Source organism: Kitasatospora viridis, from assembly GCF_007829815.1.
Lineage (GTDB): Bacteria > Actinomycetota > Actinomycetes > Streptomycetales > Streptomycetaceae > Kitasatospora > Kitasatospora viridis.
This window is the reverse complement of record NZ_VIWT01000002.1, coordinates 63,431-89,285: the sequence shown is the minus strand read 5'-3', so window position 1 is coordinate 89,285 and position 25,855 is coordinate 63,431. Positions and strand designations below refer to the sequence as shown.

The 25,855-nt window shown below is 74.8% G+C and carries 25 protein-coding genes; 12 read left to right on the top strand and 13 right to left on the bottom strand.

The features are described 5' to 3' along the window. Nucleotides 1-61: 61 nt before the first annotated feature. Entirely contained in the window at nucleotides 62-1,087 is a 1,026-nt protein-coding gene (locus FHX73_RS27705; protein ID WP_145908631.1) for an isopenicillin N synthase family dioxygenase, read from the bottom strand. 297 nt (nucleotides 1,088-1,384) lie between these two features. Between FHX73_RS27705 and FHX73_RS27700 the strand changes: the two genes are divergently transcribed. The 6 genes from FHX73_RS27700 to FHX73_RS27675 all read left to right on the top strand — a co-directional run bounded on the left by FHX73_RS27700 (nucleotide 1,385) and on the right by FHX73_RS27675 (nucleotide 10,460). Beyond that, nucleotides 1,385-2,347 carry an asparaginase gene (locus FHX73_RS27700; RefSeq protein ID WP_145908630.1) on the top strand — a complete coding sequence of 321 codons (963 nt, stop codon included), beginning with the start codon at nucleotides 1,385-1,387 and terminating at the stop codon, nucleotides 2,345-2,347. A gap of 256 nt (nucleotides 2,348-2,603) precedes the next feature. Continuing rightward, nucleotides 2,604-4,181 (top strand): UDP-N-acetylmuramoyl-L-alanyl-D-glutamate--2,6-diaminopimelate ligase, encoded by a 1,578-nt coding sequence (locus tag FHX73_RS27695; protein WP_145908629.1) that lies wholly within the window; start codon nucleotides 2,604-2,606, stop codon nucleotides 4,179-4,181. Then, nucleotides 4,178-5,608 (top strand): lipid II flippase MurJ, encoded by a 1,431-nt coding sequence (locus FHX73_RS27690; protein ID WP_145908628.1) that lies wholly within the window; start codon nucleotides 4,178-4,180, stop codon nucleotides 5,606-5,608. Before FHX73_RS27695 ends, FHX73_RS27690 begins: the two co-directional genes overlap by 4 nt. A 108-nt stretch (nucleotides 5,609-5,716) precedes the next feature. Continuing rightward, nucleotides 5,717-6,442 carry a WXG100-like domain-containing protein gene (locus FHX73_RS27685; RefSeq protein ID WP_145908627.1) on the top strand — a complete coding sequence of 242 codons (726 nt, stop codon included), beginning with the start codon at nucleotides 5,717-5,719 and terminating at the stop codon, nucleotides 6,440-6,442. Then, a complete protein-coding gene (locus FHX73_RS27680) occupies nucleotides 6,439-10,227 on the top strand; it encodes a colicin E3/pyocin S6 family cytotoxin (protein ID WP_145908626.1) in 3,789 nt (1,262 codons plus the stop codon). The genes FHX73_RS27685 and FHX73_RS27680 overlap by 4 nt, the downstream gene beginning before the upstream one ends. Beyond that, entirely contained in the window at nucleotides 10,215-10,460 is a 246-nt protein-coding gene (locus FHX73_RS27675; RefSeq protein ID WP_145908625.1) for a DUF7683 domain-containing protein, read from the top strand. Before FHX73_RS27680 ends, FHX73_RS27675 begins: the two co-directional genes overlap by 13 nt. A 45-nt stretch (nucleotides 10,461-10,505) precedes the next feature. Here FHX73_RS27675 and FHX73_RS27670 read toward each other — a convergent pair whose 3' ends face one another. Next, the gene (locus FHX73_RS27670; protein WP_170305099.1) at nucleotides 10,506-11,414 is read right to left on the bottom strand and encodes a glycosyltransferase family 2 protein; all 909 of its coding nucleotides are present in this window, start codon (nucleotides 11,412-11,414) and stop codon (nucleotides 10,506-10,508) included. Nucleotides 11,415-11,541: 127 nt separating this feature from the next. Between FHX73_RS27670 and FHX73_RS27665 the strand changes: the two genes are divergently transcribed. Then, nucleotides 11,542-12,924: a UDP-N-acetylmuramoyl-tripeptide--D-alanyl-D-alanine ligase gene (locus FHX73_RS27665; protein WP_145908623.1), complete on the top strand. Its 1,383-nt coding sequence runs from the start codon at nucleotides 11,542-11,544 to the stop codon at nucleotides 12,922-12,924. Between the two features lie 22 nt (nucleotides 12,925-12,946). Here FHX73_RS27665 and FHX73_RS27660 read toward each other — a convergent pair whose 3' ends face one another. Continuing rightward, complete coding sequence (locus tag FHX73_RS27660) at nucleotides 12,947-13,924, bottom strand: hypothetical protein (protein WP_145908622.1); 978 nt, start codon at nucleotides 13,922-13,924, stop codon at nucleotides 12,947-12,949. Between the two features lie 162 nt (nucleotides 13,925-14,086). Beyond that, on the bottom strand, nucleotides 14,087-14,521 hold the full coding sequence (locus FHX73_RS27655) for a hypothetical protein (protein ID WP_145908621.1): 435 nt from the start codon (nucleotides 14,519-14,521) through the stop codon (nucleotides 14,087-14,089). Nucleotides 14,522-14,668: 147 nt separating this feature from the next. Between FHX73_RS27655 and FHX73_RS27650 the strand changes: the two genes are divergently transcribed. Further along, nucleotides 14,669-15,040, top strand: coding sequence for a nuclear transport factor 2 family protein (locus FHX73_RS27650; protein WP_211786351.1), 372 nt, complete (start codon nucleotides 14,669-14,671; stop codon nucleotides 15,038-15,040). Between the two features lie 14 nt (nucleotides 15,041-15,054). Here FHX73_RS27650 and FHX73_RS27645 read toward each other — a convergent pair whose 3' ends face one another. After that, nucleotides 15,055-15,390 carry a cupin domain-containing protein gene (locus FHX73_RS27645; RefSeq protein WP_145908620.1) on the bottom strand — a complete coding sequence of 112 codons (336 nt, stop codon included), beginning with the start codon at nucleotides 15,388-15,390 and terminating at the stop codon, nucleotides 15,055-15,057. A gap of 72 nt (nucleotides 15,391-15,462) precedes the next feature. Here FHX73_RS27645 and FHX73_RS27640 point away from each other — a divergent pair, with 72 nt between their 5' ends. Together FHX73_RS27640 and FHX73_RS47525 are read left to right on the top strand one after the other, a co-directional pair. After that, a complete protein-coding gene (locus tag FHX73_RS27640; protein WP_145908619.1) occupies nucleotides 15,463-16,389 on the top strand; it encodes a GlxA family transcriptional regulator in 927 nt (308 codons plus the stop codon). Nucleotides 16,390-16,499: 110 nt separating this feature from the next. Continuing rightward, the gene (locus tag FHX73_RS47525; RefSeq protein WP_342795329.1) at nucleotides 16,500-18,491 is read left to right on the top strand and encodes a maleylacetate reductase and hydroxyquinol 1,2-dioxygenase domain-containing protein; all 1,992 of its coding nucleotides are present in this window, start codon (nucleotides 16,500-16,502) and stop codon (nucleotides 18,489-18,491) included. A 2-nt stretch (nucleotides 18,492-18,493) separates the two neighbouring features. Here FHX73_RS47525 and FHX73_RS27630 read toward each other — a convergent pair whose 3' ends face one another. From FHX73_RS27630 to FHX73_RS27605, 6 genes are all read right to left on the bottom strand, one after another. After that, the gene (locus FHX73_RS27630; RefSeq protein ID WP_145908618.1) at nucleotides 18,494-19,165 is read right to left on the bottom strand and encodes a 3-oxoacid CoA-transferase subunit B; all 672 of its coding nucleotides are present in this window, start codon (nucleotides 19,163-19,165) and stop codon (nucleotides 18,494-18,496) included. After that, complete coding sequence (locus FHX73_RS27625) at nucleotides 19,162-19,830, bottom strand: 3-oxoacid CoA-transferase subunit A (protein WP_145908617.1); 669 nt, start codon at nucleotides 19,828-19,830, stop codon at nucleotides 19,162-19,164. Before FHX73_RS27625 ends, FHX73_RS27630 begins: the two co-directional genes overlap by 4 nt. A 68-nt stretch (nucleotides 19,831-19,898) precedes the next feature. Further along, entirely contained in the window at nucleotides 19,899-20,297 is a 399-nt protein-coding gene (locus FHX73_RS27620; RefSeq protein ID WP_145908616.1) for an NUDIX hydrolase, read from the bottom strand. A 5-nt stretch (nucleotides 20,298-20,302) separates the two neighbouring features. Continuing rightward, a complete protein-coding gene (locus tag FHX73_RS27615; RefSeq protein WP_145908615.1) occupies nucleotides 20,303-20,830 on the bottom strand; it encodes a nucleoside deaminase in 528 nt (175 codons plus the stop codon). A gap of 104 nt (nucleotides 20,831-20,934) precedes the next feature. Next, entirely contained in the window at nucleotides 20,935-21,405 is a 471-nt protein-coding gene (cynS, locus tag FHX73_RS27610) for a cyanase (protein ID WP_145908614.1), read from the bottom strand. A gap of 68 nt (nucleotides 21,406-21,473) precedes the next feature. Further along, the gene (locus FHX73_RS27605) at nucleotides 21,474-22,061 is read right to left on the bottom strand and encodes a carbonic anhydrase (protein ID WP_145908613.1); all 588 of its coding nucleotides are present in this window, start codon (nucleotides 22,059-22,061) and stop codon (nucleotides 21,474-21,476) included. Between the two features lie 122 nt (nucleotides 22,062-22,183). On the opposite strand from FHX73_RS27605, the gene cynR reads away from it, so the two are divergent. Together cynR and FHX73_RS27595 are read left to right on the top strand one after the other, a co-directional pair. After that, nucleotides 22,184-23,092, top strand: coding sequence for a transcriptional regulator CynR (cynR, locus tag FHX73_RS27600; RefSeq protein WP_145908612.1), 909 nt, complete (start codon nucleotides 22,184-22,186; stop codon nucleotides 23,090-23,092). Nucleotides 23,093-23,128: 36 nt separating this feature from the next. Next, nucleotides 23,129-24,046 carry a DUF6891 domain-containing protein gene (locus tag FHX73_RS27595; protein WP_145908611.1) on the top strand — a complete coding sequence of 306 codons (918 nt, stop codon included), beginning with the start codon at nucleotides 23,129-23,131 and terminating at the stop codon, nucleotides 24,044-24,046. Here FHX73_RS27595 and FHX73_RS27590 read toward each other — a convergent pair. After that, on the bottom strand, nucleotides 24,043-24,639 hold the full coding sequence (locus tag FHX73_RS27590; protein ID WP_145908610.1) for a GNAT family N-acetyltransferase: 597 nt from the start codon (nucleotides 24,637-24,639) through the stop codon (nucleotides 24,043-24,045). The genes FHX73_RS27595 and FHX73_RS27590 overlap by 4 nt on opposite strands. Before the next feature lie 258 nt (nucleotides 24,640-24,897). Further along, entirely contained in the window at nucleotides 24,898-25,764 is an 867-nt protein-coding gene (locus FHX73_RS27585) for a GNAT family N-acetyltransferase (RefSeq protein WP_145908609.1), read from the bottom strand. Between the last annotated feature and the right edge of the window lie 91 nt (nucleotides 25,765-25,855).

Sequence of the window (25,855 nt, the reverse complement as noted above, 5' to 3'; positions counted from 1 at the left end):
CCACGCGCCCCCGCCGCCCGGTGTCACGCACCGGGCGGCGGGGGCGGCGGCGTGCCCGGTCTCAGGCCACCAGGTCGGTGTGGTGACGGCGGGTCACCTCGGGGTGGGCCCGGGTGTAGCCCTTCCACTCGTTCAGGCCGAAGTCGGCGAAGAGCGGGTTGTCCGGGTCCTCGGTGACACCGGGGGCGTGCTGGGCGTGCGGGAAGTCCAGCGGGGCGATGTGGGCGTCGAGGCGCGGGTTGTAGAAGAACGGGACGGAGTAGCGCTCCCGGGCCCCGGCCGGGCTGACCACCCGGTGGCTGGTGGCCTTCAGGTAGCCGTCGGTGGCGACCTCCAGCAGCTCGCCGAGGTTGACGACGAAGGCGCCCTCCATCGGCGGGACGTCCAGGTAGCTGCCGTCCGCGCGCTCGACCTGCAGTCCGCCCACGGTGTCCTGGAGCAGCAGGGTGATGAAGCCGTAGTCCTTGTGGGAGCCGACGCCCTGGGCGGCGCCGTCGGGCGCGGTGCCGGGGTAGCGGACCAGCTTGAGGCGCAGGTGGGGGTTGCCCTCGAAGGCGTCGTCGTAGAAGTCGGGGCGGGCGCCGATCGCGCCGAGCAGCTCGTGCAGCAGCCGCTGGGCGACGTCCGAGAGGCGGTCGATCCAGCCGAGCGCGGCGGTGCGCAGCTCGGGGAGCGCTTCGGGCCACTGGTTGGGGCCCTCCAGCCACCAGTAGGCGGGCTCGCTGGCGCCGGGCACGTGCGGCGGCCGTTCGGCGCCGATGTCCAGCTGGTCGCGCCAGTCCCGGCTGCCGGCCGTGCGCTCGTCGCCCGTGCGGGTGTAGCCGCGGTAGTGCGGGGAGTTGAGGTTGCTGACGGCGAGTCGGTCGGCGTCGGGGAGGGCGAAGAAGGCCCGCATGGCCGCGCCTAGCGCGGCGGTCTCCTCCGGGGTGACGCCGTGGCCGACGAGTTGGAAGAAGCCGACGTCGGTGGCCGCGGCGCGCAGCTCGTCGTGCAGGCGCCTGCGGTCCTGCGGGCTGCCGTCGGCGAGCGTGAGGTCGATCACCGGGAGGGCGTCGGCCTCGGAGCGGGGGGTGTGCTTCTGCGTCATGTGTGGCATCCGTCGGGTCGCGTCCCGACCGGTCCCGGTGGTCGACCGGGGTGGCCGGAGCTGCGCCTGGTGCGGCGGGTGCTCCGGGGTCGGGAGATGGGGGCGGTCGCGTGGGGCCGCCGTTGAGGGTGGGTTGCGCGAGGTTCAGCCGGAGCGTCGACAGGACATGCTGGTCACGCGGAGCAGGTCCACGTGGCGGCGGCGAACAAGGATGAGCACGTCGCCCACCATAAATGACCCGTTCGGCGGCCGGTAGCCTCTCGTTCGGACTCGTGATCGAGGAGACAGGAGAACGCTGTGCACGCGCTGGTGGCTGAGGTGTGGCGGGGGGACTTCCTGGAGTCGGTGCACCACGGGACGGTGCTCGCCGTCGGCCCGGACGGGCGGACCGTGCTGGGCGTCGGGGAACCCGACCGCCCCATGTACCCGCGCTCCTCCAACAAGCCGCTCCAGGCGCTCGGCATGCTGCGCGCCGGACTCGGCCTGGACGGCGAGCTGCTGGCGCTGGCCTGTGCCAGCCACTCCGGCGAGGCCTTCCACCTCGACGGCGTGCGGGCGGTCCTGCGCGGGGCCGGCCTGGACACCGGCGCGCTGCGCTGCACGGCCGCGCTGCCGATCGGCGAGGCCGCGCTCCGCGCGCACCTGGCGGCCGGCGGCGGCCCGACCGCGCTGACCATGAACTGCTCCGGCAAGCACGCCGCGATGCTCGCCACCTGTGTCGCCAACGACTGGGACACCGCGAGCTACCTCGATCCCCGGCACCCGCTCCAGCAGGCGCTGCGCGGGACCGTCGAGGAGCTGGCCGGCGAGCGGGTCGCCGCGACCGGCGTGGACGGCTGCGGGGCGCCGCTGTTCGCCCTCACCTACGGCGGCCTGGCCCGGGCCTTCGCCGCCCTCGCGACGGGCCCCGACGGCTCCCCGGAGCAGCGCGTCGCCCGGGCGATGAACCGGCACGCCGAGTACGTCGGCGGGACCGGCCGGGACGTGACCCGGCTGATGCGCGCGCTGCCCGGCTCGGTCGCCAAGGACGGCGCGGAGGGCGTCTACGCGCTGGCGCTGCCCGACGGCTCCGCGGTCGCGCTGAAGATCGCGGACGGCTCCGCCCGGGCCCGCCCCGTCGTCCTGGTCGCGGCGCTGCGCCGGCTCGGCGTCGTGGTGGACGCCGACGCCGTGCTCGCCGAGCTGGCCACGGCGCCGGTCCTCGGCCACGGCGAGCCGGTCGGCGCGGTGCGCCCGGCCCGAACCCTGCTGGACGGCTAGCCGGCCCTTCGCCCTGCGTAGTCGCTGCGCCCCGGGCGGAGCACGGATCCGACGGTCCGTCAGCCGAGCCGGAGTCAGGCCCGGCCGGGGCCGTGCGGGCCCGTACCTGACTGGCCGACACCGGGCGCCCCGCCCCCGCCGGAGCAGTCCGAGCGGCACGAACGCGATCAGTCACTTAGCGTCGCCTCAGGTGCACCGGGGTGCACCGCGGCACCCCCGGGTGCTCGGGTCCGGCCGATCGACGGAGACGTGGGGCATGACCGGGAACAGCGCTTCGACACCGCGACGGGGCTCCCCCGCGCCCCCCGCAGTGCTGCTCTCGGAGCTGGCGCGGCTGTGGCCGGGCGCCGAACTGCGCGGGGGCGACGCGGCGGTGGTCGACTGCACGCACGACAGCCGCCAGGTGCGGCCGGGCTGGCTGTTCTGCGCCATGGTCGGCGCCCGGCACGACGGCCACGACCACGCGCCGGCGGCGCTCGCGGCCGGCGCCTCCGCGCTGCTGGTGCAGCGCTTCCTCGACCTCGCGGTGCCGCAGCTGCGGGTGCCGAACGTGCGCTGGGCGGTCGGCCCGGCGGCGGCCGCGATCCACGGCCGCCCCGCCGACCGGTTGGCGATCGTCGGGATCACCGGCACCAACGGCAAGACCACCACCAGCTACCTGCTGCACTCCGTGTTCGTGGCCGCGGGTCGCCCGGCCGGGCTGCTGGGCACGGTCGAGACCCGGATCGGCGCGCACCGCTGGAGCTCCCCGCTGACCACGCTGGAGGCGCCCGACCTGCAGCGCGCGTTCGCCCGGATGCGCCGCGAGGGGGTCCGCTCGGCGGTGATGGAGGTGTCCTCCCACGCGCTGGACCAGCACCGGGTCGCGGGCGTCACCTTCGACGTCGGGATGTTCACCAACCTGTCCGCCGAGCACCTGGACTACCACGGCACGGTCGAGCAGTACTACCACGCCAAGTCGCTGCTCTTCACGGCCGAGCGCTGCCGGCGGGCGCTGATCTGCGTGGACGACGAGTGGGGGGTGCGGCTGGCCGCCCAGTGCGACGTGCCGGCGCTCACCTTCGGCCACAGCGGCCGGGCCGAGGCGCGGATCACCGCCGCCGTCACCGACCGGCGCGGCACCCGGATCCGGCTGCGCTGCCCGGACGGCCCGGTCGAGCTGACCGCCCCGCTCGTGGGCCTGTGCAACGCGGCCAACCTGGCCGCCGCCTACCTCGCCGCGCGGGCCGTGGGCGTGCCGCGGGAGGAGGCGGTCTCCGGGATCGCGCTGTGCGACTCGGTGCCCGGCCGCTTCGAACCGGTCGACGCGGGCCAGCCGTTCCTGGTGGTGGTCGACTACGCGCACACCCCCGGGGCGATCGGCGCGCAGGTCGCGACCGCGCGCTCGCTGGCCGGTCCGGCCGGCTGGGTGCACGTGGTGGTCGGCTGCCGGGGCGGCCGGGACCGGTACAAGCGGCCCGAGGCCGGGCGGATGGCGGCCACCGCCGACGTCGCCTTCCTGACCAGCGACAGCCCGGGCCACGAGGACCCGGAGGCGATCGTCGCCCAGATGCTCACCGGCACCCTCGGGCTCCCCCGCCGGCAGGTGGTGGTCGAACTCGACCGGGCCGAGGCGATCCGACTCGCCGTCACCGCGGCGCGCCCCGGCGACGTGGTGCTGATCCTGGGCCGCGGCCACGAGACCTGCCAGCAGGTGGCGGGCCGCGCCCTGCCGTTCGACGACCGCGGCCGGGCCCGCGCCGCGCTGCGGGCCCTCGGCTGGACCGGCGCGCGGGCACCGGCCCGCTCGCGGCGCCGGCCGTCCCCGGCGACCGCCCCGGTGCGGCCGTCGTGACCGGCGTCCTGACCGCCCCGGCCGAGCGCACCCGCCGGCCGCGCCCCGAACTGCTGATGGCGGTGGGCACGGCGCTGTCCCGGCTCACCGGCCTCGGCCGGGTCTTCGCCCTCTCCTACGCCCTGGGCATCACGCCGCTGGCGGACGCCTACAACATCGCCAACACCACGCCCAACATGGTGTACGACCTGGTGCTCGGCGGGGTGCTCTCCGCCACCCTGGTGCCGGTCTTCGCCGCCCTGCTGCACCGGGAGGAGGAGACGGAGGCCTGGGCGGGCGTCTCGGCCGTGGTGACGGTGTGCACGGTGCTGCTGGCCGTGGCCGGGCTGCTGGTCGCGGCGGCGGCCGGGCCGGTGATGCGCGGCTTCACCGCGGTCAGTCCGCTGGCGAGCGCCGGGGCGCAGCGCGCCACGGCGGTGCTGCTGCTGCGGCTGTTCGCCCCCCAGGTGCTGGTCTACGGCCTGGTCGCGCTGGGCACCGCGGTGCTGAACACGCTGCGCCGCTTCGCCCTGGCGACCTTCGCGCCGATCGCCAACAACCTGGTGCTGATCGGGCTGCTGCTGGCGCTGGCCGGGCCGCTGCGGCGGGCCGCCCAGGCGATGGCGAGCGGCCCGGGCGCGCCGACCGGCCTGCTGGTGCTGCTGGGCGTCGGCACCACGGCCGGGGTCGCGGCGCAGGCGCTGGTGGTCGCGGCCGGGGTGCGCGGTGCCGGTGCCCGGCTGCGCTGGCGCTGGGCGCCCCGGGACCCGGTGGTGCGCCGGGTGCTCAAGCTGTCCGGCTGGACCTTCGGGATGGTCGCCGCGAACCAGGCGACGGTCTTCGCCGTGCTGCTGCTGGCCAACAGCCGGCCCGGCGGGGTGAGCGCCTACACCTACGCGTACACCTTCTTCCAGGTGCCGTTCGGGGTCGTCGCGGTGTCGATCACCGGCGCCCGGCAGCCGGGCTGGGCGACCGCCTGGGCGGCGGGCGAGGTGCGGGCGCTGCGCGAGCGGGTGGCGGACGGGCTGCGGCTGCTGCTCTGGCTGATGGTGCCGATCGCGGCGCTGATGGCGCTGCTGGCGGACCCGCTGGTGCGGCTGCTGCTGGGGCACGGCGCGACCAGCGGCTCGGGGGCGCTGCTGACCGGCCAGGTGCTGGCGGTGCTGGCGCTGGGGCTGCCGGGGTTCTCGGCGTACCTGTACTTCGTGCGGGTGTTGCAGGCCTTGCAGGACCTGCGCTCGGCGTTCGGGCTGTACCTGCTGAACAACGGGGTGACGGTGGTGCTGGCCCTGCTGGTGTACCGCTCGGCGGGGGTGCAGGGGATCGCCGCCGCCGTGTCCGCGGGCTACCTGGCCGCCGCGGTGGGCGCGGCGGCCGTGGTCCGGCGCCGGCTGGCGGTGGCGCCGGTGACGGTGGCTCAGCCGGACGGGGTGTCAGGGCTCCAGTAGCCTGCGGTGGGGCGCTGACCTGCCGAAAAGGGTCGCACGCAACCGGATTCGCCATCCTCGCGTCTGGGCTATGGTCGTACTCCTGACTCGGGGGATGGGGGAACTGCCATGGCGATCGAGCTGCCTGGCCCGGTGGTGACGATGCTCCAGTTCATCGGCGTGAACTGGCCGAACGTGAACGAGGACAAGGTCCGTGAGCTCGCCACGCACGTGCGCGAGTTCGCGGACAACGTGGACGGCACCCACCAGAAGGCCACCACCACGGTCAACAACATGGCCGACCACTACCAGGGCGGCTCCTACGACGCGCTGGTGGCCAGTTGGGCGCACCTGTCGTCCAGTCACATGACGGACCTGGTGAACACCTGCCACACGGTGGCCACCGCGCTGGACGCCGCCGCCGACACCATCGTGGCGATGAAGTGGCAGGCGATCGGCGAGCTGGGCGCGCTGGCCGTGACGTTCGCGGCCGACCAGGCCGCCTCGGTGATGACCCTGGGCCTGGCCGAGGCCGGCATGGCGCTGATCGTGGACGGCGCCGAGCAGATCACCGACTACCTGGAGCAGCAGCTTGAGCAGTACATCATCGGGCAGGTGATCGAGGCCGCGATCGGCCCGCTGGTCGCGGTGGTGGAGAAGGCCGTCGGCGGTCTGGCCTTCGAGGAGGTCGCCGGGCTGCTCGGCGTGAACGGCACGGCCGGGCCCGGCGACTCGTTCCTGATCGACCCGAAGGCCCTGGAGGACCACGCGACGACGATGGCCGGCCACGCGCAGGAGGTCTCCGACCACGCGCGGGCGCTGGGCGGCAAGGTGGCGGGAGTGGACTTCACGTGAGCAACCGGATCGTCAAGGCGATGGAGGACGCCGCGAAGAAGATCGGCAAGTCCCTCGCCCAGGACGCCGGCAAGGCCGTCAAGGACTTCTACCACTCGGCCGGCACGAAGCTGAAGACCGTCGCCAAGAACACCGCCGAGGCCGACGCCAAGCACAAGGGCGCGCTCGACGACATCCTGAACGGCGCGGAGAAGGACGCCGGCAAGGACCTGCCGCACGACCCCGAGCTCCCCGGCCAGAGCCTGCCCGGTGAGACCGGGCCGAAGCTCGCCGGGGCGGACGAGGGCGGCCAGCCCTCCGAGGGCAACGGGGGCTGCACGACCGCCGGTGACCCGGTCGATGTGATCTCCGGTCAGATGATCATGTCGGTGGTGGACCTTGAGCTGCCCGGGCTGCTCCCCCTCGTGCTCGGCCGCTCCTACGCCTCGGGCTACCGGCACGGACAGCTCTTCGGTCCGGGCTGGGCCTCCACGCTGGACCAGCGCCTGCGGGTGGACGCCTCGGGCATCCACTACGCCGGCGAGGACGCGCAGCTGCTGCGCTACCCCCTGGCCGTGCCCGGCAGCGGGCCGGTGCTGCCCGCGTACGGCGCGCGCCGGCCGCTGGTCCGGGACGAACACACGGACGAGATCCGGATCGAGGACCCCGAGACCGGCTGGACCCGGCACTTCGCCGCCGCCGACGGGGCCGCCTCGCCGACCCGCTCGCTGGACCGGATCACCGACCGCAACGGCAACCGGATCGACTTCCTGCGCGACGAGAGCGGCCTGCCCACCGAGATCCGCCACTACGGCGGCTACCGGGTGGCCGTGGACGTGGTCCACACCGCGGCCGGTCCGCGGATCGAGGCGCTGCGGCTGCTGGACGGCACCTGGCACGGGCTCGGCACCACCGTCCTCGGCTGCCGCTACGACATCCGCGGCCGCCTCGTCGAGGTCAAGAACTCCTCGGGCCTGGCCGAGGTCCTCGCCCACGACGCGGCGGACCGGATCACCTCGTGGACCGACCGCAACGGCTTCTGGTACGCCTACGAGTACGACGCCGACGGCCGGGTGGGCCGCGGCCACGGGTCCGACGGCGTCCTGGCGACCGCCTTCGAGTACGACGACGCGGCGCGGGTCACCACCGTCACCGACAGCCTCGGCCGGCGCACCCGCTACCACTACGACGAACACCGCCACCTCACCGAGGTGGTGGACCCGGCCGGCCACACCGTGCACACCGAGCACGACCGCTACGGACAGGTCCGCTCGGTCACCGACCAGCTCGGCCGCACGACCCGGTACGACCACGACGCGCACGGCCGGGTGGTCCGGATCGACCACGCCGACGGCGCCGTCACCGCCGCCGAGTACAACCGGCTGGGCCTGCCCACCGAGATCACCATGCCCGGCGGCGCCACCTGGCGCTACGAGTACGACGAGCGCGGCAACCGCCTGGCCGTCACCGATCCCGCCGACGCCACCACGCGCTACGCCTACGACGACGCGGGCCGCCTCGGCACCGTCGTCGACCCGGCCGGCCGGACCACCACCGTCGAGTCGAACCCGGCCGGGCTCCCGCTCGCCGTCACGGACCCGCTCGGCCACACCACCGGCTACGTCCGCGACCCGTTCGGCCGGATCACGGCGCAGACCGATCCGCTGGGCGCGGTCACCCGGTACGAGTGGACGGTCGAGGGGCGGCCGACCCGCCGCGTGCTGCCCGACGGTAGCCACGAGCTGCGCCGCTACGACGCCGAGGGCGCGCTGGTCGAGCACCGGGACGCGGCCGGCGGCCGCACCCGGTACGAGGTGGGCTGCTTCGGGCAGACCACCGCCCGCGTCGACGCGGCCGGGCGGCGCTGGGAGTACCGCTACGACTCCGAGCTGCGGCTGGTCGAGGTCGCCGACCCGGCCGGGCGCTCCTGGCACTACCGCTACGACCCGGCCGGCAACCTCGAATCCGAGACCGACGGCAACGGCCGCACCGTGCGCTACCAGCACGATGCCGCAGGGCAGTTGACCAAGCGGACCAACGGCGCGGGCCAGAGCGTGGCCTACGAGTGGGACGCGGCCGGCCGGATCGTCGCCCAGACCACCGGTGCCGGTGCCCGCGCCGAGTTCCGCTACGACGCGGTGGGCAACCTGGTGCACTCCCACAACGGCGAGGTCGTCCTGGAGTTCACCCACGACGCGGCGGGCCGGGTGCTCACCGAGGCCGCGGACGGCCTGACCCTGGTCAACCGCTACGACGAGGCGGGGCGGCGGGTGGAGCGCCGCACCCCCGGCGGCACCGTCACCCGCTGGGAGCACGACGCGAACCACCAGGTCACCGCCGTGGACACGAGCGGCCTGCGGCTCCTCTTCGGCTACAGCCCGGCCGGCCACGAGACGGTCCGCGCCATCGGCGCGGACCTCGCGCTGACCAGCATCCGGGACAGCCGGGGACGGCTGACGGCCCGTCAGCTCCGGGTGGCCCCCGGACGCAAGCCGGTCGGCGGGCCGACCCCGCTGCCCGAGCGGCACTGGACGTACCGCGCCGACGGCGCGGTGACCTCCCAGTTCGACGGCGACGGGGTCCGGCACTTCGAACTCGACCCGCTGGGCCAGGTCACCGCCTCCCGCTCGGCGGAGTGGACCGAGGAGTACTCCTACGACAGCACCGGCAACCTGCTGCACGCCGCGCCGGGCGAGGAGCCCGCAGCCGACTCCTCGGGCGACCGCACGCTCGACGGCATGCTGCTGCGCCGGGCCGGCCGCTGCAGCTACGAGTACGACGAGCAGGGCCGGTTGACCCGGCGTCGGGAGCGGACGCTGTCCGGCCAGGAGCGGAGCTGGCAGTTCCGCTACGACGCCCACGACCGGCTGACCGACGCCCGGGTGCCGAACGGCGACCGCTGGCACTACGTCTACGACCCGCTGGGCCGCCGCACCGCCAAGCGCCTGATCGGCGCCGACGGCACGGTCCGCGGCGAGACCCGGTTCTGCTGGGACGACCAGGTGCTGGCCGAGCAGGGCGAGCACGTCGTGGGCCGGACCACGGTCACCACCAGGACCTGGGAGTACGAACCGCAGAGCTGGGCACCGGTGGCGCAGGTCGAGCGGACCCGCGACGCCGACGGCACGGTGACGGAGCGCCACCACGCGGTGGTCACCGACCTCGTCGGCACCCCGACCGAACTGGTCACCGCGGACGGCACCGTGGTGTGGCAGCGGACCGCGACCCTGTGGGGCGGGACCGTCCGGATCGCGGGCGACGGCTCGACCGACTGCCCGCTGCGCTTCCCGGGCCAGTACCACGACGACGAGACCGGTCTGCACTACAACCTCCACCGGTACTACGACCCGCAGAGCGCGCGGTTCACCGCGCCCGACCCGCTCGGGCTGGCCCCCGCCCCCAACCACTACGCCTACGTCACCAATCCGCTGGACGAGATCGACCCGCTCGGGCTCGCCAAGAAGAAGAACTCGGGCGGGGGCGGCGGGTCCGGCGGCGGCAACAGCGGCGGCGGCACACCGAGCACTCCGGCCCCCGGCAGCCGGGCCATCCAGCCCCGCCAGCCACCGCCCAAGGGCGGCCTGCCCGGCTTCCCCAACGCCCGCCGGGTCCCCCCGAAGACACCGGTGCAGCGCGGCGGCGGCCTGCGGCCGCGCTGGGAGGACAAGAACAACATCTACGAGTGGGACTCGCAGCACGGCGAGATCGAGATGTACGACAAGCAGGGGAAGCACCTGGGAGCGTATGACCCGAACACGGGGCAACCGCTCAAGGGCCCCGTCAAGGGAAGGACGTGTGTGAAGTGATCTGGGTGGTGCTCGGCTTCGACCGCAGCGACGACACGTTGGCCGTCGAGTGGGAGCTCCCGGCCGACTTCACCGAGGCGGACGCGGCCCGCCTGGTCGGACCGTTCCCGGACTTGATCGGGTCGAGTTTCCCGCTCTCGGACGCCCAGTTGGCCGAGGTCGAGCGCCTGCTGTCGGTCGAGGCGGACTCCACGGGGTACTCCTACTTCCTGGAGGCCCAGGACGACTCCTGAGCCCGGTGGCGGGGTGCGGGCACGAGACCCGCACCCCGCCGACGGCTAGGCACCGGGTCGCAGGCGGCGCAGCGCGCGGCCGCCGAGGAACGGCACCAGGTGGCGGACGGTGGCGGCCGGCACGTGCCGCAGCAGTCCGGCCAGCCGCAGCTCGCGCGCCACCTCCCCGACCTGCCGGTGCTGCCCGGCCAGCACGAACGCCACCGCGAACCGCAGGTGGTGCCAGGCCATCACCTGGGCGAAGGCGCCCGCGGTGAGGGTGTCGCGGGTGCGCGGGCGGGCCTGCTCGCGGTGGAGCATCGGCAGCATCCGCCGGTAGAGCCGGACCAGGTCCTTGCTGTAGCCGGTGGGCTCGTCCCGGTAGACCACCAGCGGGACGTCCAGCTTGAGCACCGGGCCGAGCCGGGCGCAGCGCAGCCACAGGTCCCAGTCCTCCGCCCCGTCGAGCGAGGGGTCGAAGCCGCCGGCCCGGTCGAGCACGTCGGCCCGGACCAGCACGGTGGAGGTCTGGAAGCGGTTGAGCAGCAGCACGTCCCGGTAGCCGGGCCGGCTGACGGGGCCGGCCGGGACGGCGGTGGCCGCCCGTTCGTCGCGCACCCAGTCGCCCGCCAGCAGCACGGCCTGCGGGTCGCGTTCCAGGGCGCGCAGCTGGCGGTCCAGTTTGCCGGGCAGCCAGAGGTCGTCGGCGTCGAGGAAGGCCACCCAGGGCTGGGTGGCCCGGGCGATGCCGGCGTTGCGGGCGGCCGACGGGCCCTGGTTGCGCTGCCGCAGCAGCTGGACGCCGGGGTGGGCGGCGGCGATCCGGGCGGTGCCGTCCAGTGACCCGTCGTCGACGACGATCACCTCGGCGGGCCCGGGGTCCTGACGCAGCGCCGACTCCAGCGCGGCGCCGAGGGTGCGTTCGGCGTTGTAGGCGGCGATCACCACGCTGACGGGTGCCACGCGGTCGGCCATGCTGTGCTCCTCACCTGTGCCCTGACCCGTACCCCCGGCCATCGTGGCAGTCCGGACGGCTGTTCCCGGGGAGCCCGGGCCGCGTGGCGTGCCCCGGGCGCGCCGGGGCGCCGATACCGTCGGCCGCATGGTTCCCATGACGCTGCATCAGATCGCGCAGGCCGTCGGGGGCCGGCTCGTCGACGTCGCCGACCCGGCGGCGACGGTGGACCGGCCCGCGGTCATCGACTCGCGGCTGGCCGAGCCGGGGGCGCTGTTCGTGGCGCTGCCGGGGCAGCACACCGACGGCCACCGGTTCGCCCGCCAGGCGGTGGCGGCGGGCGCCGTGGCGGTGCTGGCGGCCCGTCCGGTCGGGGTGCCGGCCGTGGTGGTGCCCGACGTGCTGGCGGCGCTGACCGTGCTGGCGCGCACGGTGGCGGCGCGGCTGAAGTCGGCGACGGTGGTCGCACTGACCGGTTCGGCCGGGAAGACGAGCACCAAGGACCTGCTGGCCCAGCTGCTGGCCCCGATGGGCCGCACGGTGGCGACGCCGCTGTCCTTCAACAACGAGATCGGCCTGCCGCTGACCGTGCTGCGGGCCGACGGGGCGACCGACTACCTGGTGGCCGAGATGGGCGCCAGCCGGGCCGGCCACATCGCCCACCTGACCGGCGTCCTGCCGCCGTCGGTCGGGCTGGTGCTCAACGTCGGCACCGCGCACATCGGGGAGTTCGGCGGCAGCAAGGAGGCGATCGCCGCCGCCAAGGGCGAGCTGGTCGAGGCGCTGCCGGCGGACGGGCTGGCGGTGCTCAACGCCGATGACCCGTACGTGATGTCGATGGCCGTACGGACCGCCGCCCCGGTGCTGACCTTCGGCCTGGGCACGGGCGAGGTGCGGGCCGCGGACGTCGCGCTGGACCGGGCCGGGCGCCCGTCGTTCACGCTGCGCCGCGGCGGCGCGGCGGCCCGGGTGCGGCTGGCGCTGCACGGCGAGCACCAGGTCGCCAACGCCGCGGCCGCCGCGGCGGTCGCCCTGGGGCTGGGCGGCGAGCTCGGCCGGATCGCCGAATCGCTGTGTGCGGCACGGCTGTTGAGCCCCGGTCGGATGGCGGTGACGGAGCGTCCGGACGGGGTGACGATCGTCGACGACGCCTTCAACGCCAACCCCGACGCGATGGCCGCCGCCCTGCGCACCGTGCTCGCGATGGCCGGCCCCGACGGGCGGCGCGTCGTCGCGGTGCTCGGCGAGATGGCCGAGCTGGGCGCCGACTCGCCGGCCCACCACGCGGAGGTGGGCCGGCGGGCCGCCGCCCTCGGGATCGGCGAACTGGTCGCCGTGGGCGGTGCGCAGGCCGAACTGATGCACCGTCAGGCCGAGGCCGGCGGCGTCCCCAGCACCCTGCTGCCCGACGGCGGCGCGGCGCTGGAGCACCTGCGGGGGCGACTGCTGCCGGGCGACCTGGTGCTGGTCAAGGGCTCGCACAGCACCGGCCTGGCGGAGACCGCCCGGCTGCTCGGCCAGGCGGGGTGAGGCCGACCGCTCCGACCTCGCGTCAGCCCTGGGTGACGCAGCTGTCGGTCGCGTTGGACCACAGGCCCTGGAGGTCGAAGGTGCCGGTGGAGAGGGTGACGTAGGCGTCCATGTCCTGGCACTCGTCGCCGATCTCACCGTTGTTGCCGTTCCAGCCGATGCTCGGCCAGAAGTCGGTGACGGTCTCGGCGTACTCGTGCGTCTCGGTGGACTCGATGCCGGAGAGCAGGCGGCCGTCGGTGAAGGTGGTGCAGGCGCCGGCGCCGCTGTCCGGGATGTACGGCATGTTGGTGTAGGCGAGCGTGCCGTACGGGCTGGAGGTCTGGTCGTGCCAGGCGCAGAAGCCCGAGTCGGGGAAGCCGTCGGGGTGGGTGCCGGTGGGCGAGAGGATCACGTACTGGGCGTCGAGGTTGGGCGTCTGGGTGGTGTTGCCGAAGTGGGCGGCGGCGTTGGCGGCCTCGCCCGCGAGGTCGCTCGCGGCGGCGCTGTCCGGGGCGGCAGCGGAGTTGTCGAACCAGACGCCGGCCAGCGGGCTGCTGCTCGGGTGGCTGATGGGGGTTCCGCCGCCGGCGCAGTCGGTGGTGCCGGTGGGGACGCCCTCGCAGTACTGGTCGAGGATGGTGCCCCAGGTGTCCTGGCTGCCGTAGAGGCCCTTGAACATGGCCTGCATGTCGGGCGCCACGCCGGCCGGGTCGTTGGCCCACTGGGAGCCCCAGAAGACCAGGTACACGCGCGGGTTCGGCGAGACCACGCCCTGGCTGCCGCTGGACTGGACGCTGAGCGTGTTGTCGTCCTGCGGCGCGCGGGCCAGCCGGCCGGCGGCGCCGGCGCCGGTGGTACGGCCGAGCGGCTTGACGCCCGCGTGCTGGTGGGCGGCGTGCTGCTCGGCGGCCGGGGCCGGGCGGGCCTCGGCGCCGGGCGCGACCAGGGCGGTCGCCAGCGCGGCGAGGGCCAGCGCGGCGGTGAGCCGGGCGGGGGTGGCGGGCCTGAGGATGCGCATGAGTTCTCCTCGACAGAGGTGGGGGTCAACTGCGTGCGGCGCACCGGGGCATGACTGAGACGGCCCTGACGGGTTGTGGGGCCCCGCCGGATGACCGTGGACAGACAAGTGCGCGGAGCCATGATGGCCCCCACCGGAGCCCTTGGGAACCCCGCGTGCGGCCTACTTGCCGCCGTACCGCTTCGCCAACTTGGGGTCGGACTCCCACCAGAGACCGGACCCGGTAGCGGCGGAGGCCTCCTCAGCAGCCGCGACGGACTCCGCGGCCGGAGCCTCCGACAGCGGACGCAGCCGGTAGATCAGCCCCGGGATCAGGCCCAGCAGACCCAGCACCGGCAGGATCGCGCCCATCGTCGACAGGCCCGTGCTGAACACGGCCAGCCGCACGGTGCCGCCCTCGGCGACCTCGACGGTGCTGGTGTTCGAGCGCCAGCCCCGGGCGCCGACCCGCACCGTGTGCCGGCCCGGCGCGAGCGGGAACGGCGCCGCGGTGCCCTGCATGACCGTGCCGGCCTTGGCGCCGTCGATGACGACGGTCAGCTCGCCCGCCGTGCGCAGCGGCGGGGCCTCCGCCCACACCATCAGTTCTCCGGCCACCAGGCTCCCTCTCGGTCCACACCCAACGAATACCGGACGAAGCGTACGTGCCGATCGCCCGCCGCCGATCGGCGGGGCGGGCTGCGCCTCGCCCGGGTCCGCGGCCACGATGGGTGCCGCCAGCGACCTCCGGACGAGGAGCGCACCGTGAACCCCAGCGTCGCCGACCTGATGCGTGCCAACCTGCTCGACGTCTTCAACGAGCCCGACCCCGGCCGGCTCGCCGCGGCCGTCGCCACCACCTACGCCCAGGACGTCGTCTGGTACGAACCCGACCGCGTCGTCCGGGGCCGCGAGGCCCTGCTGCTGCGGGCCCTGGAGCTGCGCGAGCAGTCGCCGGACTGGACCTTCCGCCCGGACGGGCCGGTCTCGGTCAACCACGACCTCGGCCACCTCGGCTTCCGCTACGGCCCGGCAGGCGGCAACCCGGTGGTGCGCGGGATGGACATCGCCCACTGCCGGGACGGCGTGATCGTCGAGCTCTACACCTTCGTCACCGAGGGCGGCCCGGCCGCGTAACGCCGCCGAGAGCGCTACCCCTGCGGGTAGAAGACGAACAGCGTGCAGCCCGTGCTGGTCGAGGGCAGGTGCCAGGAGCCGGCGGGGGCGTGCAGGAAGGTGCCGGCGGGGTGGTCGACGGCGCCGTCGTTGAAGGTGCCGGAGACCACGTAGACCTCCTCCGGGCCGGGCTCGTGGACGTCGCGGCGCGGCCAGCCGCTGCCGGGCGCCATCTCCAGGAGGTGGGCGTGCGCGCCGGTCGGACCGCGCCACAGGTCGCGCAGCTGGATGCCGGGGAAGAGCTCGCGGGTGGGGGTCCGATCGGCGCGGACGGCGGTGTAGCCCTGCTGGGCGAGGATCTCGGGGTGCATGCCCACCACGGTGCCGGGCGCGGGCCCGGGCCGGTGAGGGCCCGGGCTGACAGCATGGGGTACTTTCCTGCCATGCATCGTGTGGTGGCCCTGGTACGCCCGGTGCAGTCGACGTTCGAACTCGGCTGCGCCGTCGAGGTCTTCGGCACCGAGCGGCCGGGCATGCCGCGGCACTACGCCTTCGAGACCTGCACCGAGACGCCCGGCCAGGTGCCGACCACCGGCGGGTACGCCATCACGGTGGCGCGCGGGCTGGAAGCTCTGGAGACCGCGGACACCGTGATCGTGCCGGGCTGGCTGCCGGTCGAGGAGCCGCTCCCCGAGCGGGTGCGGGAGGCGCTGCTGCGGGCGCACGCGCGCGGGGCGCGGCTGGCGGCGATCTGCTCCGGGGTGTTCGCGCTGGCCCGCACCGGGCTGTTGGACGGCCGCTCGGCGACCACCCACCGGGCGCGCGCCGAGCAGTTGGGGCGCGAGTTCCCGAACGTGCGCGTCGAGCCGCGGCACCGCTTCCTGGACCACGGCGACGTCGCCACCAGCGCGGGCGCGGGGGCCGGCCTCGACCTGTGCCTGCACCTGGTGCGCAGCGACCACGGCGCCGCGTTCGCCGACCGGCTCGCCCGGCACATGGCGGTGGCGCCGCATGACGAACCCTCACCAGTGCTGGACGACGGCCCCGACGACGGCCTGGCCGGCCTGCTCGCCTGGGTCGAGGAGCGGCTCGGCGCGCCGCTCTCGGTGGACCTGATGGCGGGTCAGCTCAACGTCTCCCCCCGCACCCTGGCCCGGCGCTTCGCCGAGCAGCTCGGCACCAGCCCGGGCGCCTGGCTGCTCACCCGCCGACTGGCCGCCGCCCGCACCCTGCTGGAGCGGACGGACCTGCCGGTCGAGGCGATCGCGACCCGGGTCGGCCTGGCCTCCGCCGTCAACCTGCGCCGCCGCTTCCGCGCCGCGCTGGCCACCACTCCCGGTGCCTACCGGCAGGCCTTCCGGGGCCGCTGATCCGCCGACCCGGCGCGGTCCGCCAGGTCACGCCTCGTTCCCATCCGGCGCTGCTTCGTCCACCATCGGTGGGGAGGACTGTCACGCGACGGAGGGACCCCATCGTGTCCATGACCTTCAGTCACCGCACCCTGGGCCAGCGGGTGCTGTCCGGTTCGGGGCAGGCGGCGGCGCACCTCGCGGCGGAGTGCGAGCGGCTCGGCGCCACCCGGGTGATGGTGCTGGCCTCCCCCGGCCGGCGGCAGCTCGCGGAGCGCGTCTGCGCGGGCATCGAGGTCGCGCTCCGGTTCGACCGGGTGGTCGAGCACGTGCCCGTCGAACTGGCCGAGGCCGCGCGGGCCGCCGCCGCGGCGCACGGGATCGACCTGCTGGTGAGCGTCGGCGGCGGGTCGGCCACCGGGCTGGCCAAGGCGGTCGCGCTGACCACCGGCCTGCCGATCGTGGCCGTGCCGACCACCTACGCCGGGTCCGAGGCCACCGACGTGTGGGGCCTGACCGAGGGGCGGACCAAGACCACCGGCAGCGACGACCGCGTGCTGCCCGTCAGCGTCATCCACGACGCCGAGCTCACCCGCACCCTCCCCGTCGGCCTCTCGGTGGCCTCGGGCCTCAACAGCCTGGCCCACTGCGTCGATTCGCTGTGGGCCCCGCGCGCCGACCCGATCAACCGGGCGCTGGCCCTGGAGGGCGCGCGGGCCCTGGCGGCCGCCCTGCCCGCGATCGTGGCGGACGGCGGCGACCTGGCCGCGCGGGAGCAGGCGCTGCACGGCAGTTACTCGGCCGCGGTGGCGTTCGCGTCCGCCGGCTCCGGCCTGCACCACCGGATCTGCCACGTGCTCGGCGGCACCTTCGGCCTCCCGCACGCGCAGACCCACGCGATCGTGCTGCCGTACGTGCTGGCGCTCAACGCGCATGCCGTGCCCGCGCTTTCGGCCCGGCTCGCCGCCGCCCTCGGCCACCCCGGCCCGGCGGACGGCGACCCGGCGGTGGCCGCGGTGGCCGCTCTTGAGCGCCTGCGGGAGGCGCTCGGCGCCCCGCGCCGGCTCGCCGATCTCGGTCTCACCGAGCGGGACCTGCCCGAGGCCGTGCGCCGGATCCTGGCAGCCGCACCCGCCACCAACCCCGTGCCCGTCACCGAGCAGGACCTGATGGCCCTGCTCACCGCCGCCCTGACCGGCAGCGCCCCGGCCGCCACCGACCGCGACCAGAGCGCCCGTGAACAGGAGCTCCGCGAGAGCGAGTTGGCCGACCGCGCGGTCGCCGGCTTCGCGGCCTGCCCCGACCCGCGGCTGCGCCGGCTGCTGGAGTCGCTGACCGGGCACCTGCACGCCTTCGTCCGCGAGGTCCGGCTGACCGAGCGGGAGTGGCGGGGTGCCGTCGAGTTCCTCGCCGAAGCCGGGCACCGCACCGACGACAAGCGCCAGGAGTTCGTCCTGCTCTCGGACGTCCTCGGCGTCTCGATGCAGACCGTCGCCGTCAACAACGAGGCCTACCGGGACGCCACCGAGGCCACCGTGCTCGGCCCGTTCTTCGTCGCCGACTCCCCGGAGGTCCCGCTCGGCGGCGACCTCGCGGGCGGCGCGCCGGGCACGCCCTGCTGGGTCGAGGGCACCGTGACCGACACCGACGGGAAGCCGGTGGGCGGCGCCCTGATCGAGGTGTGGCAGGCCGACGAGGACGGCCAGTACGACGTCCAGTACCCCGACGGCCGGGTCGCCGGCCGTGGCCGGCTGCGCGCGGACCGGGACGGCGGCTACCGGTTCTGGGCGCTCAAGCCCACCCGCTACCCCGTCCCGGACGACGGGCCGGTGGGCCGGCTGCTGGCCGCGGCCGGCCGGTCCGCGATGCGGCCCGCGCACCTGCACTTCATGGTGACCGCGCCCGGCCACCGCACCCTGGTGACCCACATCTTCGTCGAGGACGATCCCCAACTGCTTTTCGGCGACGCGGTGTTCGGCGTACGGGACGGGCTCGTCAAGCGCTTCGCCGACCAGCGTCCCGGCACCCCGGCACCCGACGGCCGGGAGCCGGGCAGCCTGCAACCGGGCGGTCGGGCCTGGTCCCGGGTGCGCTTCGACATCGTCCTCGCTCCCGGGGAGTGACCTCAGGCCGGACCGAGCAGGGGCAGCCCCAGGCGCTCGGCGAGTTCCCCGACGGTGGTACCGAAGGTCTCGTGCACCCGCACGCCCCGCGGCGTGAGGTCGAGCACGGCGAAGTCGCTGTAGACGCGGTCGACGCAGCCCGCCCCGGTCAGCGGGTAGGAGCAGCGCGGAACCAGCTTGGGCGCACCGGACTTGGTGAACAGCGTCATCATCACGAAGACCCGCTTGGCGCCGATCGCCAGGTCCATCGCCCCGCCCACGGCGGGGATCGCGCCGGGTTCGCCGGTGTCCCAGTTGGCGAGGTCGCCCGCCGTGGAGACCTGGAAGGCCCCCATCACGCAGATGTCCAGGTGCCCGCCGCGGATCATGGCGAAGGAGTCGGCGTGGTGGAAGTAGGCCGCGCCGGGCAGTTCGGTCACCGGGGCCTTGCCGGCGTTGATCAGCTCGGGGTCGGCCTCCGCTCCCCCGGCGGCGGGACCCATGTGGAGCATGCCGTTCTCGGTGTGCAGCACGACGCCGGAGTCTTCCGGCAAGTGGTCTGCGACCAGGATCGGTTGGCCGATGCCGAGGTTGACGAAGGAGCCGGGCGGGATGTCCTGGGCCAGCCGGGCAGCGATCCCTTGCTTGGTCAGCGGGCCGTTCGCGGCCTCCCTGCAGGGGTGTTCGGGCTTCACTCGGCCGCCTCCAGGACCACTCGGTCCACGTAGATCCCCGGCGTCACCACGGTCTCGGGGTCGATCCCGCCGGCGTCGACGACCTCCCGGACCTGCGCGACCACGGTGGTCGCGGCGGTCGCCATCACCGGCCCGAAGTTGCGGGCCGTCCTGCGGTAGACCAGGTTGCCCGCCCGGTCCGCCCGGTGGGCGCCGATCAGCGCGACGTCGCCCCTGATCGGGTACTCCAGCACGTGACTGCGGCCGTCGATGACCCGGACCTCCTTGCCTTCGGCCAGCGGCGTGCCCGCCCCGGTCGGGCAGAAGAACGCGCCGATGCCGGCCCCCGCCGCCCGGATCCGCTCGGCGAGCGTGCCCTGCGGCACCAGCTCCAACTCGACCCGGCCGGCCCGGTAGAGCGCGTCGAAGACGTACGAGTCGGCCTGTCGGGGGTAGGAGCAGACCACCTTGCGCACCCGCCTCTTGGCCAGTAGCGCGGCGATCCCGGTGTCCCCGTTGCCCGCGTTGTTGGACACCACGGTCAGATCCTTGGCGCCCTGGCGGACCAGCGCGTCGATCAACTCGACCGGCAGGCCCGCCGTTCCGAAACCGCCGACCAGCACCGTGGAGCCGTCGGCGATCCCTTCGACCGCCTCGTCCGTGGTCGCGCACAGCCGCGCGGTCATCGACTCACCTCCCGTTGGAATCCGGCCATCATCCACCGTACGGCTTCTGACGGTCCGTCACTCGCCTTTCACCAACGCAGCAGTCGGCCGGTGGCGGCGAGCCGGTCCAGCACCTCGCGGGTGGTGGCGCTGGTGCGCAGGCGGTCGCCGTGGGTGAGGTGGGCGATCTCGGCGATCTCCCCGCAGGGGGTGGGCGTGCCGCTGTGGTCGGCGGTGAAGCAGGTGGTGCGGACCAGGGTGCCGGCGGGCTTGCCGTCCGCCGGGGCCTCGATGCACACCACCGGCAGGACGGTTGCCGGGTCGAGGGTGACGCCGAGTTCCTCCCGGATCTCCCGGACCAGGGCCTCGGGGTGCGTCTCGCCGGGCGCGGGCTTGCCGCCGGGCAGGTAGAACAGGTCGCGGCCGTGGGTGCGGGCCGCGAGGAGGCGGCCCGCGTCCAGCTGGATCCAGGCCACCTTCTCGATCACCCGGTTCACGAGACGGTCGGGGAGGTCGGGGAGGTCGGGGAGGTCGGGGCGCCGGCCACCCGGCGCTCGCCGCCGTTGCGCTGCTGCCAGGACCGGTAGACCTCGACGGCGTCCTCGCTCGGCCGGTGCCGCATCGGCAGCCGCCGCTCCTGCCAGGGCTTGGCGAACTCGTCGTAGAAGGTCGCGAGTTCGAAGTACCTGCGGTCGTCCACGTAGTGCGGCTCGTAGGCCTCGCGGGTGGTGAGGAAGACGACCTCGTCCGGCGAGCAGTAGTACAGCGCGCCCAGGCACATCGGGCAGGGGTGGGCCAGCACGTAGATGGTGGCGCCGGTCAGGTGCTCGGTGCCGAGCCTGGTGCAGGCCTCGCGGACGGCGAGGATCTCGGCGTGGGCGGTGGGATCGCCGGTCTGGGCGACCCGGTTGGGGCTCTCGGCGAGGATCTCGCCGTCCTTGACGATGACGGTGGCGAACGGGCGGCCGCCCTCGGCGACGTTGCGCCGGGCGAGGTCGATGGTGCGCTGGGCGAAGTCCACGGGGGCCTCCGGAATCGGGAGTGAAGGAGTGAAGGGGTGAAAGGTGCAAGGTGCAGGGTGGAGCGGGCGGCGGCGGGGTGGCCGCCGCCCGGCCTGACCAAGCCTCAGAAGGGCTTGGTGGGCAGGTACTTGCCGTCCAGGGTGATCACCGCGCGCTCGCCGCCCTCGGGGTCGGCGACCTTCTGCACGTCCAGCCTGAAGTTGATCGCGGAGATGATGCCGTCGCCGAACTCCTCGTGCACCAGGGCCTTGAGGGTGGTGCCGTAGACCTGGAGCATCTCGTAGAAGCGGTACATCGTCGGGTCGGTCGGGACCCGGTCGGGCATCGAGCCGCGGGCCGGGATCGTCTGCAGCAGCAGGGCCGCGTCCTCGTCCAGGCCGAGCAGGTCGGCGACGGCCTCGGCCGACTCGCGCGGCAGGGCGTGCTGGCCGAGGACGGCGGCGGTGGTGAAGGCCACCGACAGGCCGGAGGCCTCGGCCATCTGGCGCCAGGTCAGGTCCTTGCGGGTCTTGGCCTCGACGGCGGCGGTGGCGAGGGCCTGGCGGGCGGCGGGGTCGAGCTGGGCGTGCACCATGGGAGGGGCTCCTGTTCGGGGTGGGCCGCCTCACGGGCGGCGAATCGAGGGGTGGCGGTCGGGTCGGGTCAGGCAGCGAGCGCGGGGTCGGCCGGGGTCAGGTCCTCGACCCGGCCGGTCGGGATGTCGTAGACCCAGCCGTGCAGGGCGATCCGGCCCTGCGCCAGGGCTCGGGCGACGGCGGGGTGGGTGGCGAGGTTCGCCAGCTGGGCGAGCACGTTCTGCCGCACCAGGGCGGGCACGTCGCCGTCGGCGGTGGTGCGGGCCAGGGAGGCGTCCGCGTGGCGCAGCCAGGCGGCGACCGCCGGGGCGCCGCTCAGGTCCTGCCCCCGGGCGAGGGCGGTCATCGCGCCGCAGGCGGAGTGGCCGCAGACGACCACGTCCGTCACCCCCAGGACGGCGACGGCGTACTCGATGCTCGCCGTCACGCCGTCGGCCTCGGGGCTGTGGGCGGGCACCAGGTTGCCGGCGGTGCGGATGACGAACAGGTCGCCCGGCTCGGTGCCGGTGAGCAGTTCGGGGACGACGCGGGCGTCGGAGCAGCCGATGAACAGCGTGTGCGGTGCGTGGTGGGTCGCCAGGCGGGCGAAGAGCTCCGCCTTGGCCGGGAAGACGTCCCGCTGGAAGCGGGCGATGCCCTCGGTGAGGTCCTGCATGGTCCGGTCACTCCCTCCGGTCGGCCCCTGTGGGCTGGTGAGATCCACCATGCCTGAGCTGTGCCTATAGCGTCCAAGAGTTGCTGGGCATGCGAGCCATTGGTGCCATCTATGGTTGCTCCATGGCCGCTCTCGAACTGCGTCACCTGCGCTACCTGCTCGCCGTGGCCGACCACGGCAACTTCACCCGCGCCGCCGAGGAGCTGCACGTCTCGCAGCCCACGCTCTCCCAGCAGGTCAGGCAGCTGGAACGGACCCTGGGCGTGCAGCTGCTGGACCGCAGCGGCCGCACGGTGCGGCTCACCGACGCCGGCGCCGTCTACGCCGACCACGCCCGGCGGGCGCTGCGCGACCTGGCCGCCGCCGAGCGCGCCGTCCACGACGTGCGGGAGCTGACCCGCGGCCACCTGCGCCTGGGCGTCACCCCCACGTTCACCGCCTACCTGGTCGGCCCGCTGGCGGCCGCCCTGCACGCCCGCCACCCCGGCGTCGGCCTGACCCTGGTGGAGACCACCCAGGACCGGATCGAGGCGGCCCTGCTCGCCGACGACCTCGACCTGGGCATCGCCTTCGCCGGCCCGCACCCGCCCGGTGTCGCCGCCACCGCGCTGTTCACCGAGGCCCTGGGCCTGGTCACCGGCCTCCCGCGGGCCGGCCGGGCGCCCGGCCCGCTCCCGGTCAGCTCCCTCCAGGACGAACAACTGGCACTGCTCAGCGGCGACTTCGCCACCCGCGGCCACGTCGACGACTACTTCGCCCGGCACCGGGTCACGCCCCGCATCGCGGTCGAGGCCAACTCCGTGCAGGCGCTCACCGAGATCGTCCGGCGCACCCCGCTCGCCACCGTGCTGCCCGACGCGATCACCCACGACCACCCGCACCTCACCCCCGTGCCGCTGGATCCGCCGCTGCCCACCCGCACCGTCACCCTGTTGCACCGTCAGGGCGCCTACCGCAGCGCCGCCGCGCTCGCCGCCACCGAGCTCGTCCACGAGCTGGCCCGCACCCGCGGCTACACCCCACCCCGGTGATCCGGAAGCGTCGGCGGGGTGTGGCAGAGTCTGCGCATGCTCGACATCGTGGTGGAGACGGAGAACTGGCAGCGGCACGTCCGCGCCTCGGCGGAGGACCTGGCCGCGCTGGTCGGGCGGATCGGCGGTGCCGACGACCGGTACCTGGTGGTGCAGCGGGTCCCCGACCTGCCCGACGACTACGCCCAGGTCTGGCACGCGGACGGCGAGGCCTACACCCTGGAGTACCGCGACGGCTCCGCCGACCGGCACTTCCAGGCGCACACGGACCGGCCCGAGGTGGTGGCCGCGGTGCTCACCGGCTGGGCCCGCCGCCAGGACGGCTGGCAGGCCGACCTGGCCTGGTCGCCGCTGGACACCGGCCCCGCCCCCGAGGTGCCGCCGATCGACCTCGACGACACCGAGCGCGGGGAGTTGGAGGCGCGGCTGCGCGCGGAACTCGCCGTCGGCTACACCACCCGGGCCCAACTGGCCGAGCTCGCCGAGGAGTACCCGGCCACCGCCGACCGGCGCCCGCTCTCCCGCGCGCAGGCGGTGGCGCTGGCCGACCGGCTGTGGCTGGAGCGGGTCGCCGCGCAGTCCGAGTGGCAGGGCGGGACCGACCCCGAGCGGCTCACCCGCGCCTTCACCGCCCTCCAGGACTCCGGCATCACCGCCCGCGAGCACTTCACCTGCTGCCACAGCTGCGGCCAGGCGGAGATCGGCGGCGCGGGCGAGCCCGACGCCCGCGGGTTCGTCTACTTCCACACCCAGAGCACCGACCACGCCGCGGCCGGCCACGGCCTGACGCTCCATTACGGCGGGTTCGACGGCACGGAGGCGACCACCGCGGCCATCGGCCACGAGGTGGTGGCCGCCCTCGCCACCGCCGGCCTCCCCGCCGACTGGGACGGTGACCCGGGGCGCTCGATCACCGTCACCCCGCTGGACTGGCGGCGCCGCCTGGTGGGTTAGAGGCGGGCGCCGTCCGGGACCGGCATGGCGCGCCAGTCGTCGGCGAGCACCTCCAGGGTCACCAGGCGCATGGTGGTGTCGGCCTCGGGGAAGTAGCGCTCGGTCTCACCGGTCGGCCGGAAGCCGAACCGGGTGATCGCCCGGACCGCGTCGGTGTTCTCCACCGAGGCCATGCTCCGCACCCGGGCCAGCCCGAGGTCGGCGAAGGCGAGCTTGAGCATGAGCCAGCCGATGTCCGGCGCGCACCCGGAGCCGCGCAGGCGCCGGGCCATGGTGAAGACACCGGAGTACCCGGTGTCGGCGTCCTCGACCTCCAGGCGGATGCCGCCGACGGGCCGGTCCTCGCCCTGGAGGCAGGCGGCGAGGTGGTAGTGACGGCGCGGCAGCTCGGCGGCGGTCGCCAGGGCCTCGTCGAGCTTGCGCCGGATCCGGCCGTCGTCCATGACCCCGGTCGACAGGTGCCGCATCCCTTCGGCGTCGCCCCAGACCAGGCGCAGCGCGTCGAGGTCGTCGGCGCGGTGGTCCCGCAGCCGGACCCGGGCGGTCTCCAGGACCGGCAGCCTCGCGGGCGGGGGTACGGGTGTGCGATTCATGATCAGCAGTCTACGAACCGGTGCGCGGCCACCGCGGCTCGGGCCCGAGCCTTACCGGTGGCCGCGCCTGTCGGCCCGTCAGTCGGTCGGCTCGTCAGGTCAGCGTGCCGTCAGGTCAGCGTGCCGTCGTGGATCTCGGTGACGAACCCGCCGGGGAACCGGACCACGGCGCTGTGCCCGCCCGCACCGACCTGGCGCACCGCGCCGCCTACGGCGAGCCGCCCCGTAGTGCGCGAAGGGGGCCGGCCTGAACCAGCGTCAGGCCGTGCGGATCCGGTCCCCGATCTCCGGCCTCGCCTCGAACCCGGCCGCCTGGTACGTGGCGATCCCGCCGACGTTGGAGCTCAGGGTGCACACCCGGACGCTCGACGAGCCCAGCTCCCGCAGCGCGGCCGCCCCGGCGAGGGTGATCGCCCGGCCGTACCCGCGACCGCGGTGGTCCTCGTGGACGCCCATCGGCTCGACCAGTCCCGGCTTCCCCGGGCCCGCCGACCAGACCGTCACCACCGCCGCCGGCCTGCCCTGGTCGTCGTAGGCGCCCAGGCAGCGGGCGTCGGAGGAGAACGGCCCCGCCGACATCGCGTGCCGGTACGCGCGCGTGGGCCGCGTGGTCTTGAACGCGGACCGCAGCACGTCGGCGAAGTCCTGGGCCTGCTCCGGGCCGATCACCCTGATCGGCACACCGGGGTCCTCCACCGCGTCCGCGAGGTCGCGGAAGAGCGGCGTCCACGGTTCGTCGACGCCCCAGCCCTCCTCGGTCAGCAGGTCGTGGAGCAGCAGACCGACCGGCGCCTCGATGGACACCGCTCCGCCCGGCAGCACCCCGCGCTCGGGCAGCGAGAAGTCCTCGACCAGCCGCCGCGCCAACTCCTCGTCCTGGAAGGCGTCGGGAGCGACCGTCATCCGCACCACCGTCGGCGAGTCCAGCATCCCGACAGCGAGGATCCGCCCGCCCCGGCTCCAGGTCCGCACCGCCGCGGCCGTCTCGGCCGTGCCGAACCGGTAGTTCCAGCCGATGTCCCCCGCATGCAGCTGCATCGGCGCCCCGTCGTCCTGCCACTCCCGCAGCGCGCCCATGGCCTCGCGCACCCCGGCCGCGGTCGGCGTTCCCAGCACAATCGTCATAGCCGGGATCTGACACCCCGCCCGGGAGCCCCGCAACCCATTAACCGGCTGGGCGGGTCAGCCGCCCCGGAGGAAACCCTGGGGCCGACCG